At 52.5% G+C, this 16,177-nt stretch carries 15 protein-coding genes; 12 read left to right on the top strand and 3 right to left on the bottom strand.

The window, feature by feature from the left end; all coding sequences use genetic code 11:
* Window positions 1–250: 250 nt before the first annotated feature.
* Entirely contained in the window at window positions 251–1,024 is a 774-nt protein-coding gene (locus tag NSS64_RS15895; protein WP_445667799.1) for a cupin domain-containing protein, read from the top strand.
* A gap of 90 nt (window positions 1,025–1,114) precedes the next feature.
* On the opposite strand, the gene NSS64_RS15890 is transcribed toward NSS64_RS15895, so the two are convergent.
* From NSS64_RS15890 to NSS64_RS15880, 3 genes are all read right to left on the bottom strand, one after another.
* Window positions 1,115–1,513, bottom strand: coding sequence for a MerR family transcriptional regulator (locus NSS64_RS15890; protein WP_341140736.1), 399 nt, complete (start codon window positions 1,511–1,513; stop codon window positions 1,115–1,117).
* A 40-nt stretch (window positions 1,514–1,553) separates the two neighbouring features.
* Complete coding sequence (locus NSS64_RS15885; protein ID WP_341140735.1) at window positions 1,554–3,008, bottom strand: alpha/beta hydrolase family protein; 1,455 nt, start codon at window positions 3,006–3,008, stop codon at window positions 1,554–1,556.
* Window positions 3,009–3,180: 172 nt separating this feature from the next.
* On the bottom strand, window positions 3,181–4,173 hold the full coding sequence (locus NSS64_RS15880) for an acrylyl-CoA reductase family protein (protein ID WP_341140734.1): 993 nt from the start codon (window positions 4,171–4,173) through the stop codon (window positions 3,181–3,183).
* Between the two features lie 140 nt (window positions 4,174–4,313).
* Between NSS64_RS15880 and NSS64_RS15875 the strand changes: the two genes are divergently transcribed.
* From NSS64_RS15875 to NSS64_RS15825, 11 genes are all read left to right on the top strand, one after another.
* A complete protein-coding gene (locus tag NSS64_RS15875) occupies window positions 4,314–4,805 on the top strand; it encodes a hypothetical protein (protein WP_341140733.1) in 492 nt (163 codons plus the stop codon).
* A gap of 80 nt (window positions 4,806–4,885) precedes the next feature.
* Window positions 4,886–6,292 carry an NAD-dependent malic enzyme gene (locus NSS64_RS15870; RefSeq protein ID WP_341140732.1) on the top strand — a complete coding sequence of 469 codons (1,407 nt, stop codon included), beginning with the start codon at window positions 4,886–4,888 and terminating at the stop codon, window positions 6,290–6,292.
* 143 nt (window positions 6,293–6,435) lie between these two features.
* Window positions 6,436–6,975, top strand: a complete 540-nt coding sequence (locus NSS64_RS15865; RefSeq protein WP_340941529.1) for an AAA family ATPase — start codon at window positions 6,436–6,438, stop codon at window positions 6,973–6,975.
* 28 nt (window positions 6,976–7,003) lie between these two features.
* Window positions 7,004–7,438 carry a hypothetical protein gene (locus NSS64_RS15860; RefSeq protein WP_341140731.1) on the top strand — a complete coding sequence of 145 codons (435 nt, stop codon included), beginning with the start codon at window positions 7,004–7,006 and terminating at the stop codon, window positions 7,436–7,438.
* Between the two features lie 15 nt (window positions 7,439–7,453).
* Window positions 7,454–7,897: a GNAT family N-acetyltransferase gene (locus tag NSS64_RS15855; protein WP_341140730.1), complete on the top strand. Its 444-nt coding sequence runs from the start codon at window positions 7,454–7,456 to the stop codon at window positions 7,895–7,897.
* A gap of 516 nt (window positions 7,898–8,413) precedes the next feature.
* Window positions 8,414–10,078 (top strand): response regulator transcription factor, encoded by a 1,665-nt coding sequence (locus NSS64_RS15850; protein ID WP_341140729.1) that lies wholly within the window; start codon window positions 8,414–8,416, stop codon window positions 10,076–10,078.
* 5 nt (window positions 10,079–10,083) lie between these two features.
* Window positions 10,084–11,859 (top strand): sensor histidine kinase, encoded by a 1,776-nt coding sequence (locus tag NSS64_RS15845; protein ID WP_341140728.1) that lies wholly within the window; start codon window positions 10,084–10,086, stop codon window positions 11,857–11,859.
* Between the two features lie 194 nt (window positions 11,860–12,053).
* Window positions 12,054–13,382: an ABC transporter substrate-binding protein gene (locus NSS64_RS15840; protein ID WP_341140727.1), complete on the top strand. Its 1,329-nt coding sequence runs from the start codon at window positions 12,054–12,056 to the stop codon at window positions 13,380–13,382.
* Window positions 13,383–13,489: 107 nt separating this feature from the next.
* Complete coding sequence (locus tag NSS64_RS15835) at window positions 13,490–14,386, top strand: carbohydrate ABC transporter permease (RefSeq protein ID WP_341140726.1); 897 nt, start codon at window positions 13,490–13,492, stop codon at window positions 14,384–14,386.
* Window positions 14,379–15,203: a carbohydrate ABC transporter permease gene (locus NSS64_RS15830; RefSeq protein ID WP_341140725.1), complete on the top strand. Its 825-nt coding sequence runs from the start codon at window positions 14,379–14,381 to the stop codon at window positions 15,201–15,203. The genes NSS64_RS15835 and NSS64_RS15830 overlap by 8 nt, the downstream gene beginning before the upstream one ends.
* 558 nt (window positions 15,204–15,761) lie before the next feature.
* Window positions 15,762–16,064: an ArsR/SmtB family transcription factor gene (locus NSS64_RS15825; protein WP_340754230.1), complete on the top strand. Its 303-nt coding sequence runs from the start codon at window positions 15,762–15,764 to the stop codon at window positions 16,062–16,064.
* Window positions 16,065–16,177: the final 113 nt, after the last annotated feature.

Genomic DNA, 16,177 nt, shown 5'->3' with positions numbered 1-16,177 from the left:
TGTATGTGGAAAACAGCATACATTCAGGCGGAAGGGGGACTTCGGGCAAAATGTATGTGGAAAACCGCATACATTAGCATAGGGCGGCTGCGGAGCATGTGAGATGTTGCTCCTTTTATGGTTGCAGCTCCATCCGGCCCAGCCCGTCCGCCCAATCTATTACCGAATGAACCTGTCACCTGGGCAGGTGCGGATACATATCCTATAACCAGAACGATAAAAAACGGCCCCGAGGAAAGGACGGATATGTGTGACCTCTTATATGGACTATACGTCGCCCAATACACAGTTTACGTTTGATATGAATGGCAACACCTTATTCAAGAAGGATGATTGCAATTACATCAACGTACTGGGCGTCAAAAATCTGAACACCCTGGAGAATACCTCGCTGCTCGATATCTATCTCAGCAGATCCAATGTGGTCGAGCCGCATTATCATCAAAATGCCGCTGAGCTGGTGTATTGTATCTCAGGCGCGGCTGTGGTGTCGCTGATTAACCCGTTCACGAATGAGCTGCTGCATTTCCCGATCACCCCGGGCCAGGTTGCCAATGTGCCGCAGGGCTGGTGGCATTATGAAGTGGCCACGGTGGATTGCACCCATCTGCTGGCGATCTTCGATGCTCCTACTCCGGAAGTCATCCTTGGATCGGATCTTCTGAGCCTAACACCCGCCAATGTGCTCGCGCATACCTACTGTCTTAATGAAGCGCTGGTTAAGGAAGCACTCGCTCCGGTGAAGCCTCAGACCTTCATTGGTCCGCCTGCAGATTGCTGTCCCCCTGGGAAGGCCGCGGCCGAGAATATGAAGGGGACCCACATTGCTCCCGCCAATATGGCGCCGATGATGGCTAATGCGAACATGCCGCCTTACATGCACCAGCAGCAGGCTCCGCAATCCTTCGGATACCAGCCGATGGCGGTACACGGTTATTATGCTCAGCCGTATGCCCAGCCCTACCGCCAGCAGCAATACGTTCAGGCTCCTCCGCAAGCTGTACATGAGGCTGGAACCGAATAACAGAAATCCATACAGCACAAACGGCAGCGTATTCTGTGAATGCAGAATGACGCTGCCGTTCTTTTGCAACCAAGAAGAGAAAGCTTGTCTTCAATGATTCTGATCTTGAACCTGGAAGGAACGCAGATAATTCTGAATATCCTCCTGCGGGGTTTCAAGCAGACCTGCCAGCATGCTTTGAATAGCATGCAGGGCGGCAACCTTTTCGTCGATTTCGGTGATTTTATCGCGGACGAGTTCCTTCAAGGTGTCTTCATCCATCTTCGAGCCGAGCAGAGCGAGCGCCGCCTGAATTTCTTTCAGTGAATATCCCAGAGACTGGGCATCCTTGATGAACTTCAGCTTCACCAGAACATCTGCAGAGTAGATCCGGTATCCCTTCGCGGTCCGCTCCGGGGCGGGCAGGATGCCGCTGTCCTCATAGTAACGGATGGTGGCTGCACTCAGCCCCGCCTGCCGCGCCAGCTCACCACGGGTCATTCCCTTCATCTGGAAATCCCTCCTGTATTTCATAACTATCTACCTACGCCTATGGTCTCTTGTACGTGTAGGCCGGGTCAAAGGTTACTTCCGGGTATTCAGCCGACGGACCATTCAGCAGTTTCTGAGGTTCCTCTTTCAGATACTGATCGAAGAATGACCGGGTATAGGTTCTGCTTATATCTACAGTATGCACCGGATCAAGGCCGTTGGCGAATAAGGAGGGTGACAGCAAGGCTATATCCGTAAAACTCTGGTGAATGAAATGATCCACTGTCAGATAATGGGTATCCCTGGTGCTGCGGCTCATAACCGACTTCAGATCCGGTGTGAACTCTTCATAGATAAGGGGCTCTGTGCTCGCTTCAGGATGTGCAAGATGCTGCGCAGTCGTTCCGGACATCACGTACATAAAAGGCTGCGTCAGCCCTTCATGGGCAACTTTTCCCCAGAACCCGCCCTCCAGACTGACACCGGCCTTGAACCGCTTGTCCTGGGCTAAAGCTTCGGCGGTTGTCGCCCCGCCATAGGAATGACCGAAGATCCCTGCACGGCTGAGATCCAGCCTGCCCTGGAACAATTCATTAGGGTCTTGGGTATTCCAAGCCGTCAGGGTGTCCAACACAAAGCTGGCGTCCGCTGCACGGATGGTAATTCCGCTCACATTGTAGTTGTAGAGCTCTGCGGAAGTATTGAACTTCGGATCAGGCACGTAGTAGACCGAAGCGCCGTCCGGGTAAGTGACCTTGGCTGAGGTATAAGGATGATCGATCCCAACGACAATATAGCCGTGGCTGACCAATTCTTCGATAATCGACATACTCTGGAATCGGGTAGAGCGGATTCCCGGCGAGAACAGCAGGACCGGGTAGCTGGGTTCTTGTGCCGATAGCTGCACTCCGTCTGTAACATGAGTCGGAATATCGGTCACATGGCTGAACAACTGCTTCGGCAATCTGAAGACGAGACTAATGGCTTCACCCAGTGCGGAAGGATAGTGTTCCTTAGGCTTACCCTCAGTCTGGTCAGGATCGGCTGGATACCATACATTGACCATCAGCTTACGCTTGCCGCCTGCTTGCGGAGTCAATGTCTCTTCGCGCTTCTCGTCGGTCAGCTCCCGCGCTATTGTACCGATGGCATAGGACCCTGTGGGTTCTGGCAAGGTGAACATCGGCAGCAGCCTGGAAGCATAGACGGATACTCCTGATAGAAGGAGGACGAGTATAAGCAGCAGACTCTTCCATAACTTCGCATACCGCTTACGCTGGTCCAACCGTTGACGCTTCACAAGTCTGAATCCGAGTATGGTCAGCAGCCCCAGCGCTGCGGCGTAAGCCGGAGCCATCTGGATACGGTGGTTCTCCAGCGTTCCATGCAGCACCAGGGCTATCATTACAGCCAGCAGCATAAGGATATCCAGCCTCCGGCTCTTCTTCGTCCACATCACTCCTGCTGTAGCAGCCAGAACAGCAACAATGACTATCATCTCAAAAATTCTCATCTGCACTACCTCCAACTCTATTCATCTGGAACAATTAGAGTATAAAGGTTGAAGTATACTTCAAGGTCAAGGCCTAATTATGCCCGGGGACGTATATGCAAAAAAAAGCGGCAGCCCGTTCCAGATTCAGAACGGCTGCCACCGATACGGCTAATCTTCGCATCAAGTGAGATTAGGATAAGCGGACAAGCACCCGGCCCCGGGTGCCCGACTGGAGAATATCCTGAAGCGCCGCAGGCAGCTCAGTCAGAGAAATCTCACGGTCCACCAGTGTATCCAGCACCGCAGGCTTCATGTCGCCTGCCATGCGCTGCCAGAGCGTGGCCCGTTTCTCCATAGGGCAAGCTACGGAATCGATGCCGAGCAGACTGACTCCGCGCAGGATAAACGGCAGGACGGTAGTCGGGACAGCCGTGCCTGCGGTTAAGCCGCTTGCGGCAACTGCGCCGCCGTAAGCGATTTTGCTCAGGACTGCAGCAAGCGGCGCACCCCCGACTGAATCTACTGCGGCCTGCCAGAGCTGCTTGTCCAGCGGCTTCACCGCAGTGCCCGCGACCTCTTCGCGGGAGATCACCTCAGCAGCACCCAACGCCTGCAAATATCCGGCTTCATCCGTTCTGCCGGTACTGGCAGTGACCTGATAGCCCAGCTTCGCCAGGATGGCGGTTGCCGCACCTCCGACACCGCCGGTGGCCCCGGTGACGAGTACTTTTCCCTGATCAGGGGTCATGCCTTGTGCTTCCAGTGCCTGTACAGACAGTGCCGCCGTGAATCCGGCCGTGCCGTAGATCATTGCTTCCCGCAGCGTCAAGCCCTCCGGGAGTTCAACAACCCAGTCCGCAGGGATACGGGCGTATTCGCTGAAGCCGCCGAAGTGGGAGACGCCGATTCCATAGCTGGTGGCAATCACAGACTGGCCTTCGCGGAAGCGGCTGTCCTTCGATGAGACTACCGTCCCTGACAGGTCAATGCCCGGAATGAACGGATAATTTCGCACAATATTTCCATTCGGGATGCTTGCCAGCCCGTCTTTATAGTTTACACTGGAATAAGCTACCTTAATTAACACTTCACCGGCGGGCAGTTCCTCAAGCGATACCGGTCTGACCTCTACGGAGAATGGTTCTGTCTTGTCCACTACCAATGCTTGAAAAGGGTTCGTCATAGCTTCTCTCTCCTAATTCGTGTTATATTTGTTTGGTTCAAAGACAAGAATTCATAGGCTTCGCGCCATTACTATTGTGCCCTGTCAATTGAGGAAACACAATGATATCCTGCACTAAATGCTTACAAAGGAGCGTTCATATGAGAGTGAAAATACGTAAAACCGTGCTTGCCACAGCAATCTGCCTCGTTCTGGGCGGGGGAGCGCTATATGGGTTCGCAGCATCTGATTCCGTCCCGGCGGTACACCGGCTGCGTCTAAGTGAGGACGAGCCTGCGCGGTATTTGCAAGGGTTGGAGTCTGTGACTCAAGATCAGCTGGAGCTGTCGCTTGGCGATCAGAGCCGTCCGAGTAAATATATTAGCATCCCTAATCATACAGAATTGCTATGGAGGAAGCCGGTGCCGACTCCGGCAGGTGAAGGGGAGCTGATCAAGTTCGTACAGGGGGGAAGTGCGGTCTATCCTGCTCCTGAGGTTACTTATTATTGGCTGTGTTATCAGCGTCCGGGCCAGAGTGACAGCGATAATACGCTAACCTACTATATAGAAGCGAAAGTATTGGGGCAAGATGAAGAAGCTGCGGAAGCAGAGCTGCTAAAGCTGGCAGAGGACTGGGAAATTCCCGGTTAACCCGGATTTAATTGTGAACAACAAGTGAACTGTAGTATATTGAGATAGAATTCATCCGTCTGATGAGGGAGGCATACTCTATGTCCATTGCAACAACGATGATTATCCGGCTTGAGATCCGTAAGGCAGAAGCTTCTTTTGGCGATGTGGCGTCCAGACTGGCAGCGGCCGGCGGCGATATTGTAGCGATTGACGTAATCCGTGGCGGCAAGGATGTGACGACCCGTGACCTGACCGTGAATGTGCAGGATGCGGCGAATGAAGAGATTATAAGCGTGCTGAAGAATATGCCTGGAATCAAAGTTATCAATGTCTCCGACCGCACCTTCCTGGCCCATCTCGGCGGCAAAATCGAGGTCACCCCGAAGATGCCGATCAAGAACCGGGAGGATTTGTCACTGGTGTATACCCCCGGTGTGGCCCGTGTCTGTACGGCGATTGCCGAAGATCCGTCCAAGGCGTATTCCCTGACGATGAAAAGAAATACGGTAGCCGTCGTCACCGACGGTACCGCTGTGCTGGGTCTTGGCGATATCGGACCGGAGGCGGCGATGCCGGTGATGGAGGGCAAGGCCATGCTGTTCAAGCAGCTGGCGGATATTGACGGGTTCCCGCTGTGTCTGGACACGAAGGACCCGGAAGAAATCATTCGGATCGTGAAAGCGGTTGCTCCCGGCTTCGGAGGGATTAATCTGGAGGACATCAGCTCTCCGCGCTGCTTCGAGATTGAACGGCGGCTGTCGGCGGAGCTGGATATTCCAGTCTTCCATGATGACCAGCACGGAACGGCAGTAGTTGCTCTGGCTGGATTGCTGAACGCGCTCCAGGTGGTGGAGAAGTCGATAGAAGACTCCAGAATTGTAGTCGTCGGCATCGGTGCGGCAGGTGTGTCGATCTGCCGTCTGCTGCTGGCGGCTGGCGCGAAGCAGCTCTACGCGGTAGACAAGGAAGGGATTCTGAACCGCAGCGAAGCCTACACCAATCCTGAATGGAGCTGGCTGGCCGAAGCAACGAACCCCGAGAATCTGAGCGGAGGACTGGATGAGGCGGTGCGCGGAGCAGATGTCTTCATCGGCGTATCCAGGGGAGGGATTCTGCAGGTTAGCCATCTGCAGAGCATGGCCCAGGACAGTATCGTGTTCGCTATGGCTAATCCGACCCCGGAGATTGAACCGGATCTGGCGGAGCCTTACGTCCGGGTGCTGGCAACCGGCAGAAGCGATTACCCTAACCAGATTAATAACGTGCTGTGTTTTCCGGGGATTTTCCGCGGGGCGCTGGACTGCCGGGCCAAGACGGTGAATCTGGAGATGAAGCTGGCAGCGGCGCAGGCCATTGCAGCAGTGGTCCACCCGGATGAGCGAAATGAGCAGTATATTATTCCGAGCATTTTCAACGAGAAGGTTGTGGAGCAGGTGCGTCTGGCTGTTATCAAGGCAGCTATCGCGACCGGCATCGCCCGGCGCATCCCGCCGGATGTGAGCTGAGGAGCACGCTGAGCATTAGGAAGGTGAACAAGCTGCGGCCTGGGGCTGCGGCTTTGTTTGCGTGGTCCATTTGCTTTATATATAAGGGATGGCATGGTAAAATATACAAATGGATACAATGATTCTTTCATACAGGAGGGCCTATGTACCGCAAAATTCATATTATGGGAGCTTCCGGGGCGGGAACGACAACCTTGGGCAAGGCGCTGGCGGCGAGGCTTCCGCATGTACATCTGGATAGTGACGACTACTATTGGGAACAGAAATACAGCATTAAGAGCGATGTTGCCGCACGTCTGAGCAGACTGGAGATGGACCTCAAGCGGCATGAGCCGTGGATTCTGTCCGGTGCGCTCTGCGGCTGGGGTGATCCGCTGCGCGACATCTTTGACCTGGTGATTTTCCTGTGGATTCCGGAGGAGCTTCGTCTGGAACGGCTGCGGGCGCGGGAGTATGAACGTTACGGAGATGAGGGTCTGCCGGGCGGAGATAAATATGAGGATGTTGAGAGCTTCATAGACTGGGCAGCGCAGTACGATACGGGCGGAATGGAGGTCCGCAGCCGCATGCTGCATGAGGAGTGGATGGCAGGACTAAGCGGTGATCTGCTGCGGCTGGAAGAGGATCTTACGGTGGAGGAGCGGGTGGAGGCAGTACTGCAATACATGTCCCGTTCACGCTAATGTAATCTATTGGAAAAGGGGGCTGACCATGAGGAAGATACTGCGTACGCTGCTGCTTCCGGCAATTCTGCTGCTGCTAACGTCCTGCAATACGGAAACGACCCATTTCAACTATACCTTCAAAGGCGAAGGGGACACCTGGTCGGGCGTCTATAAGCAGGAGGCCAGCCAGAAGCTGATTACCAAACGGGATAAAGTAACGAGTGAAAACTCCAAACAATATACCTTCGATCTGAAATACAAGGGTGAGCAGTCTGATCTGGGAGAAATCAAGCAGTTCAAATATGGCTACAAAGGCACCAGCGGCAGCAGCACCCGGACGGAGGAAGGACCAGTGCGCTGGGATATGCTGCATATGAGTGGATATGGAAATGGTGCGTTTGAAAATGAAGACTCCGTCATTAAAGTCACTGTCGAGTGGGACGGGAAGATTGAGGAGTTTGAGCTCAAGAATGAGAAGTAGGGGGCATAACAAGCCATGGTAACCATCGAACAAATCGAACTCGCATCACTGGAAGCATTGAACACACTCTACGATGAATTAATGGGCGGACGGGCGGACCCGGTGAAGCTGGAGGATGCTTTTCGGACTATCCGGGAGGATGATCGATATGTGCTGCTGGGTGCTTTTGTAGACGGGGAATTGTTAGGATCATTGATGGGAATCGTCTGCCAGGACCTGGTGGGCGATTGCCGCCCGTTCATGGTGATTGAGAATGTGGTCGTATCTTCGCGCGCACGCCGGCAGGGGCTTGGCAAAAAGCTGATGACCGCCATCGAAGCAATTGCGCATGAACGGGACTGTTACTATATCATTTTCGTGTCCGGGGAGAAGCGGAAGGAAGCGCATATTTTCTATGAGGCGATGGGGTATAGGGAGGAGAAGGTTGAAGGATACCGCAAGCATCTCAGCTCGCATTAGGGTGGCATAGAGGACATAAAAGTTTGGAGAAACTGAAAATTGCCCCGGCATATTTAGTATGAAATAGCAGTGTCCGTACGAATGGCATTGTTATGGAAGCCAAACTGAGGGCCATCATCTTCGATGATTGTATTATGTACAATCAAAAAGGTGGAAAACCCTAGCTTTTTCGCCACCGATTGTACTTCATACATTAGATTTTCGGATATTTGCCTGAAATGGACCCTTTTAAGAAATTCTATTGCAGCAAATACATTAGAATATGTTTTGGAGCGCTTTTTTTTCGATTCTACTGTACATAATGCAATTACCTGGCGGGGGATCTAAGAATAACGGAGATTGGGATGCTCCTTCGTATACACTGGACAACATACTTTTTACTAAAATTGCACAACCAAGAGCAGGGAATGTCTCCCTGCTCTTATTTTAAGTTTGACCATCTCCATGATAGCGCTTTATAATCCGTTCATAGTGGCTAGGGCCAGAGGTTATGACTACAGAAGGCGGGGGAGAATCATGAATCCAATATGCAAGGTGCTGATTGTGGACGATGAAATCCTGGTCCGGCAAGGGATTAAATATGTGCTGGACTGGGAACAGGAAGGATTTCAGATAGTGGGTGAAGCGGCTAACGGGCGGGAGGCGCTGAATTCGCTGCAGACCCTGCAGCCGCATATCATCATTACGGATATTGTGATGCCGGTGATGGATGGCGAGGAGCTAACCCGGCTGGTGAAGCGCGATTATCCGGCTACCGAGGTGATTGTGTTAAGCAGCTTCAGCGAATTTCATTATGTGCGATCGACGTTCCAGCATGGGGTGGCGGATTATATTTTGAAGCCGAAGCTGGAAGCCGGGGCCTTATTGCAGGTGTTAAAAAAGACCCAGGAACGCATCCCGGGACTGAGTGCCGCCGGGGGACAACAGAAGGCAGAAGCGCAGCCGCTGGATACCCTGCTCGGCCGGATGCTCTCCGGTTACCGGCTGCCGCCGGAGAGCGAAGCGTATGTGAAGCAGCAGCTTCCGCACAACAGCTTCGCGCTGCTGGGCTGGGAACCGGTGCAGCAAGCACCGGGCGGCAAAGCCATGAACCATACCGCCATAAACGCGGTCAGCAGCGATAACGCCGTGAACCATACCGCTGTTCACGCGGTCAGCAGTAACGCCGCCAATGCACATGAGGCCGCATCCGCTACCGTGGTTACCGCTGTTACCGGTGAACTAAGCCGGAGTGTTCCGGGACGGGTGCAGTGCGTTATTCCAGGCGCAGAGCCGCCGGGCACTATGTTCATGCTGATCAATCTGCAGGAAGTCCATTGGCCGCAGCTGCTGGCGGCTGTACACCGGTTGGCCGATACGATGGGAGGGCAGGAAGTGGAGCTTCGTCTGACGCTGAGCCGGAGGTTCAGTTCGCTCAGCGAGCTGGCGGCCGTCCAGCATGAGAGCAATGCGAGACTACAGCAGTGCCGGTTTTTCCGGCCGGATCAGGTCCTGCTGGTGCAAGGAGTTCCGCCTGAGCAGGAGACACTGTTGCCCAAGTTCAATCTGACGCAATTCACCGAGCAGTTGAAGCGTCAGCAACTGGAAGAAGCGTTCGGTGAACTGCACCAGCATGTGGAAGCGCTTAGCCGCCAGAATGACGGGGATGTGTATCAGTTCAAGTCGTTCCTGGGGAATATCATTTTCAATATTACGAATCAGTTCAGCCATCTGCAGGAGCTGGAGGAGGGGAAATACGGCCTTTTCCGGGCCATCGATGAAGCGGGCACTGCCGAGCAGGCCATGCAGATCCTGGAAGAATACCTGACCCGGATCATGGAGCTGACTGCATCGGCAGCGCCTGCACCGGGCGGCAATGCCAATATGACGAAGCTGCTTCAGTACATAGAGGAGCATTATGCTGAGCCGTTAACCCTTACGGAGCTGGCCCGTCATTTTCATTTCAACCCATCGTATCTGTCGAGCCTGTTCACGACCTACAATCACGAGGGCTTCAAGGAGCATCTTAACACAGTCCGTACGGGCAAGGCGGCAGAGCTGCTGCGGGCCGGGGAGGCACCCATAGCGGAGATTAGCAGTATGGTCGGATACGGGGATCACAGCTATTTTTGCAAAGTGTTCAAGAGGTATCACGGCCTGTCCCCGAGCGGCTACCGGCGTCAGCATTACGGGCAGGAGTAGAGCGTATGCGCAGATACTGGGAGCGGTTCAAATTTCACAGCCTATTCATCAAAATCTTCATTGTCATGCTGATCAGCATCATCGCCGTAGCCATCGCTTCCTCCTGGACGACCGTCCGTATGTCGGAGAAGCTGTTCATGAATACGTTCAGCATTACGAATTCCAAGGTGATCAGCCAGATTAAGGCGAGCTTTGAAGCTTTTCATTACTCGATCGTTACAGCTACCAATAATACCCAACTGAGCGGCACGATCCGTTCCTTCCTGAGCGAGGAGGACTCGGATTCCGTGCGGATGCTGCGGACCTATTACAACATGACCACACAGATGAAGAAGATTCAGTCCACACTCGATGCCTATCAGGTCGGGGTCAAAATCATGGGCAAAAACGGCCGCAGCTACTCCACCAACACGAACAATCTGCTGATGAGTGACCGGGAGCTGCAGGAGCACGAGCTGACACGGAATACGCTGGCCGAGCCGAAACGGCTGATGTACCAGTTCTATGAGGAGACGATGCCGGATTCGGCGCAGAAGGAAGCGGTGATTGTAGGCAGCAAAGCGCTGATGGACCGGACAACGGGCGATATCTACGGGACGCTTTTTTTCACCATTCATGAAAAGGATTTCCGCTCCTTCTACGGGAGCTTTGTCAGTACCGGGAACGATGTGGTGATCCTGAATAAGCAGGGGGTGATTGTGTCCAGCAACCGCAGTGATCTGATGGGCCAGCAGGCGGGGGATCTGTTGCAGGGGGCGAAGGAGATTGACGAGCAGCAGCTTGCTTACCAGAACACCGATTTCCAGGGCACCGATTCGATTCTGATTGCGGATTACCTGCCGTCTTATGACTTCTATATTGTGAACCTGATCGATAAGCAGACGGCCCTCGGCCAGATGGTCAACGGTAAAATGGTCGTGCTGTTCTGCTCAGTTATCGTGGCTGTGGCCCTGATCGTGGTGTTCCTGATCTTCAGAAGGCTGACCCGCTCGCTCACGCTGCTTACCCGGCAGATGTCCAAGATTACCGAGCGTAACTTCCACAATTACATTACGGTTACGGGGAGCTTTGAATTTCAGGAGCTGGGGCATGCCTATAACTATATGCTGGACGAGCTGAATGAATATGTCGAGAAGCTGGTGGAGACGCAGCAGGAGCAGCGGAATGCCGAGCTTGCGGCGTTGCAGCATCAGATTAACCCGCATTTTCTGTACAATACGCTGGCCTCGGTGAAATTTCTGGTGCAGCAGGGCAGTCAGGAGAAGGCGGTGCATACAATTCATGCCCTGATCTCGATGCTTCAGAATGCGCTAAGCAATGTCAGTGAGAGCATTACGGTGACGCAGGAGCTGGAGAATCTGAAATCCTATGTGTTCATCAACCATGTGCGGTACGGCGAACAGATCAGGGTGAATTTCTTCGTCTCCCCGGATTGTATGGACTGTCATCTGCCGAAACTGATTATTCAGCCGTTCATTGAGAATGCCTTCTTCCATGCGTTTACGCGCAAAAACGGCGGATATATTCATATCCTAATCTCTCAGGATGCCGGTTCTCTGCTCTGCGAGGTGGTGGACAACGGGGACGGGATGGATACCGGAGCAGCAGATCTGCCCATGTCGAGCCTTGCGGAAAAGCGCCAGCTGTTCACCGGAATCGGTATCCGCAATGTGCATGACCGGCTGGTGCTGATGTACGGCGAAGAATATGGAGTCACCATAAAGAGTGCGCCGGGGGAGGGGACTGCCATCCGAATCCGCCTGCCGCTGATGAAGAAGTGAGATTATTACCATTTTCCAAAAAAAGAACAAATACCTAATAAGGTAGCGCTTACAATCAGGCGATAAAATGACCAATCCCCATAAAGTAAGTTCTAACGGGTCGCCCGGAGCGGGTGATAAGATTACTTATGTAATAAATAAGCGCTTACATTCAAGCGAGATACAGTAAAGCGCATCAAAGGGGAGGCTTACCAATGAAAAAAGGCTTTGCGTTAGTCCTGATTTGCCTGCTACTGCTTACGGCCTGCAGCTCTAATTCCGGGTCCAAGAATTCCGGCAATACCGCTGCGGACACGGGAAAGACAGAGAATACAGCAGCTACAGAGCCTGCACAGGCGAAGGAAGTTACCATTTGGGCTTGGGACCCAGCATTCAACATTGCCGCACTGGAAGTGGCCAAAGCAGAATATGCCAAGACCAACCCGGATGTGAAAATTAACATTGTGGAATATGCACAGGCGGATATTATCCAGAAGCTGAACACGGGACTGAATTCCGGGACTACCAAGGGTCTGCCGAATATCGTGCTGATTGAAGACTACCGTTCCCAGAGCTTCCTGCAATCGTACAAGGATTCCTTCTACGATCTGAGCAGCTCGATCAAGGGCGCTGACTTCGCGGATTACAAAAGCGGTCCTACCAGCCTGGACGGCAAGCAGTACGGGATTCCTTTTGACTCCGGCGTTACCGGTCTCTATCTCAGAACCGACTATCTGGAGCAGGCAGGCTACAAGCTGGCTGATCTGCAGGATATCGACTGGAAGCAATATATTGAAATCGGCAAAGCGGTGAAAGAGAAAACCGGCAAAGCGCTGATTACGCTGGACCCGAACGACCTCGGACTGATCCGGGTGATGATTCAATCCGCAGGCGAGTGGTACCTGAAGGAAGACGGCAAGACGCCGAATATCGCGGGGAATGCACCGCTTAAGGAAGCTTTTGAAACCTATAAGGAGCTTACCGAATCGAACGTAGCCAAGGTGCATGCAGACTGGAGCCAGTTCGTAGCCGCCCTGAACAGCGGCGATGTAGCCTCCGTGCCGACAGGCAACTGGATCACCCCTTCGATTACGGCGGAAGCGTCACAATCCGGCAAGTGGGGCATCGCACCGCTTCCGAAGCTGACTGTGAACAAATCCGTTCATGCCTCGAACCTGGGCGGAAGCTCATGGTATGTCATGAATGTGGACGGTAAGGAGACGGCAGCAGATTTCATGGCGAAGACCTTCGGCTCGAATGTGGAAATGTACCAGAAGCTGCTCACGGACATCGGTGTCATTGGTACCTTCAAAGCGGCTGCGGGCGGAGAGGCTTACAGCCAGGCTAATGAATTCTTCAGCGGCCAGAAGGTTGTAGCGGATTTCGCCGCCTGGACGGAGCAGATCCCAAGCGTCAATTATGGAATCAACACGTATGCGATTGAAGACATCCTGATTGTAGAGATGCAGAATTATCTGAACGGCAAGGATATTGACAGTGTGCTGAGCGATGCCCAGGCCCAAGCCGAGTCACAGATTAAATAGTTAGTTCTCATACAGTGACCTTGGGCGTGGCCTGCAGCTTCCGGGAGTTCAGGGGGCGGGCTGTGCCCGGGGTTTATTTTAAATGATAAGGAAAGGACTGGGCAGCTGTGCATCAAACCAATTCCAAACTTAGATTCCGCACCAAAAGTGTGTTGACCGGATGGTCCTTCGTCCTGCTTGCGGTCATTCTGATCTTCGTCTTCTATTTCTATCCGATGCTTAAAGCACTCATTCTGTCGTTCCAGACGGGAACGGGCAGCAATCTTACCTTCACCGGCTTCGATAACTATTCACGGCTTCTGTCTGACAAAACATTCATTGTATCGGTTAAGAACACCTTCATCTATCTGCTGGTTCAAGTGCCGCTGATGATCATCCTCGCGCTGTTTATCTCGGTGCTGCTGAATGACAGCAAGCTGAGGTTCAAAGGATTCTTCCGCACGGCGATCTTCCTGCCCTGTGTCACTTCACTAGTTGCGTATTCTGTGGTATTCAAGTATTTGTTCTCCGGCAATGGCCTGGTGAATACGATGCTGCTGAAGCTTCATCTGGTTAGTAGCCCGATTGAATGGATCACCGATCCGTTCTGGGCCAAAATCACCATTATCATAGCGATCACTTGGCGCTGGACGGGCTACAATATGATTTTTTACCTGTCCGCCCTGCAAAATATCGATCACTCCATCTACGAGGCCGCCCGGATTGACGGAGCTTCAGCTTCCCGCCAGTTCTTCGGAATTACGGTCCCGCTGCTGAAGCCGATCATCCTGTTCACCTCGATTACCTCAACCATCGGGACTCTGCAATTGTTCGACGAGGTCATGAATATTACGAAGGGCGGCCCGGGCAACGCGACCCAGACGATCTCCCAGTACATCTACAATTTATCGTTCAAATATGCAGCAGACTTCGGCTATGCAGCCACCGTATCGTATTCGATTGTCATTATGATCGCACTGCTGTCGGTCATCCAGTTCAAAGTGGCAGGTGATAAGAATGGCTAAAAGTAAACGTTTCTTCATGTATCTGTTCCTCAGCATCGCGGCCATTGTCTCAATCTTTCCATTCCTGTGGATGGTCGTCAGCTCGACGAACCAGTCGGTGGATGTCACCCGCGGGCGTCTGCTGCCGGGCAATCATCTGCTGGAGAATCTGCGCAAGCTGCTGGACACTACGGACCTGCAGTTATCCCTGATGAATTCAGCGAAAATCTCGGTAACCACCACGCTGCTGGCGCTGCTGATTGCCTCACTGGCCGGTTACGGCTTCGAGGTCTTCCGCAGCCGCTCGAAGGATATCGTATTCAACATTCTGCTGCTGTCGATGATGATTCCGTTCGCCGCGCTGATGATCCCGCTATACCGGATGTTCGGCCAGATCTCGAACGTCTTTCCATGGATGGGCATTGATACGATGACCTCGGTCATTCTGCCTACCGTGACTACCGCTTTCCTGATTTTCTTTTTCCGCCAGAGTACGAAGATGTTCCCGAAGGAGCTGCTGGAGGCCGGGCGGATGGATGGGCTTAGCGAGCTGGGCATCTTCCTGCGTATCTATCTGCCGACGATGAAGACGACTTACGCCGCCGGAGCGATCATTACGTTCATGTCGAGCTGGAACAACTATCTCTGGCCGCTGATCGTATTGCAGACGCCGCAGACCAAGACCATGCCGCTGCTCATCTCCACCCTCGGCTCAGGCTACGCCCCGGACTACGGGATGATTATGATTGCGATTGTAATCGGCACGATCCCGACGGCGCTGGTGTTCTTCGTGATGCAGAAGCAGTTTGTGGCGGGGATGATTGGGTCGGTGAAGTAAACTTGAGTTGACCTTACTTTGGGAATAGTCGTGGCTCCAGGGATTGTTTGGACTTTCGGCCGCTGTTAGATTTGGATTTCCTGATTTAAGCCGCATAGTCTGCGGTAGAAATCCAAATCTAAAGGCGGACGCTGCCGCTCCTACAGTTCCAAACATCCCCTCCGCCACTCCTCCCAAAAGGGGGAAGCTCAAGTTCACTTACTGTGGGGGTAGGGCAGGGGGAAAGGATAAAGGCAAAGAAAAAGGCAAAGGCAAAGAAAAAGGCAAAGGCAAAGGCGGATGCTTAATTGTACTCTGTACATCTATATTGTCTGATATACCGACGATTGTGCGTTTAGCTGTATTTCGTGCAATTAAAGTGCTGCTGTACCTGAGTTCTTGCCGGTTCGGGCAAATTTAGTTGTACAGACTACAGTTAGAAGGAATATGCTTACTTTTTCTGATGTTTTAAGTGTACAGAATACAACTATCGCTGAATGTTCGCTACAAACGCAGCTTCATTCATTAACCTAAAGCTTCCGTATTGACATATCGCAAATCATCGATATAATAAAAATTATGAATCCAATTGATGTGTTTAAGGCTTTGTCGAATGAATCCAGGTTACAGATCTTACAATGGCTCAAAGAGCCATACGTTCATTTCAAACCCCATGAAGGAGTAGATATGGAGGAGATCGGGGTTTGTGTAAGTCAAATAACCGACAAGCTGAACATGACTCAGTCCACGGCTTCTCAATATCTTACGATGTTGCAGCGGGCAGGGCTAATCACCACAAAACGTATTGGCAAATTTACGTATTATCAGAGAGACGAGGAAGCCATACGTCAGTTAGCGCAGTATACGATGACAGATATGTAAGAGAGATAACACTGAGTTCTTTACCCAGAATTCAGCTTTATCTTGGCATTATGTATCGACAATTCGCGATATGTCTTTTTTGTTATCGTATCGATAATTCGTGAATTGTATAT

It is taken from the genome of Paenibacillus sp. FSL H8-0122, from assembly GCF_038005345.1.
GTDB lineage: Bacteria > Bacillota > Bacilli > Paenibacillales > Paenibacillaceae > Paenibacillus_AQ.
This window is presented reverse-complemented; position numbering and strand designations above follow the sequence as displayed.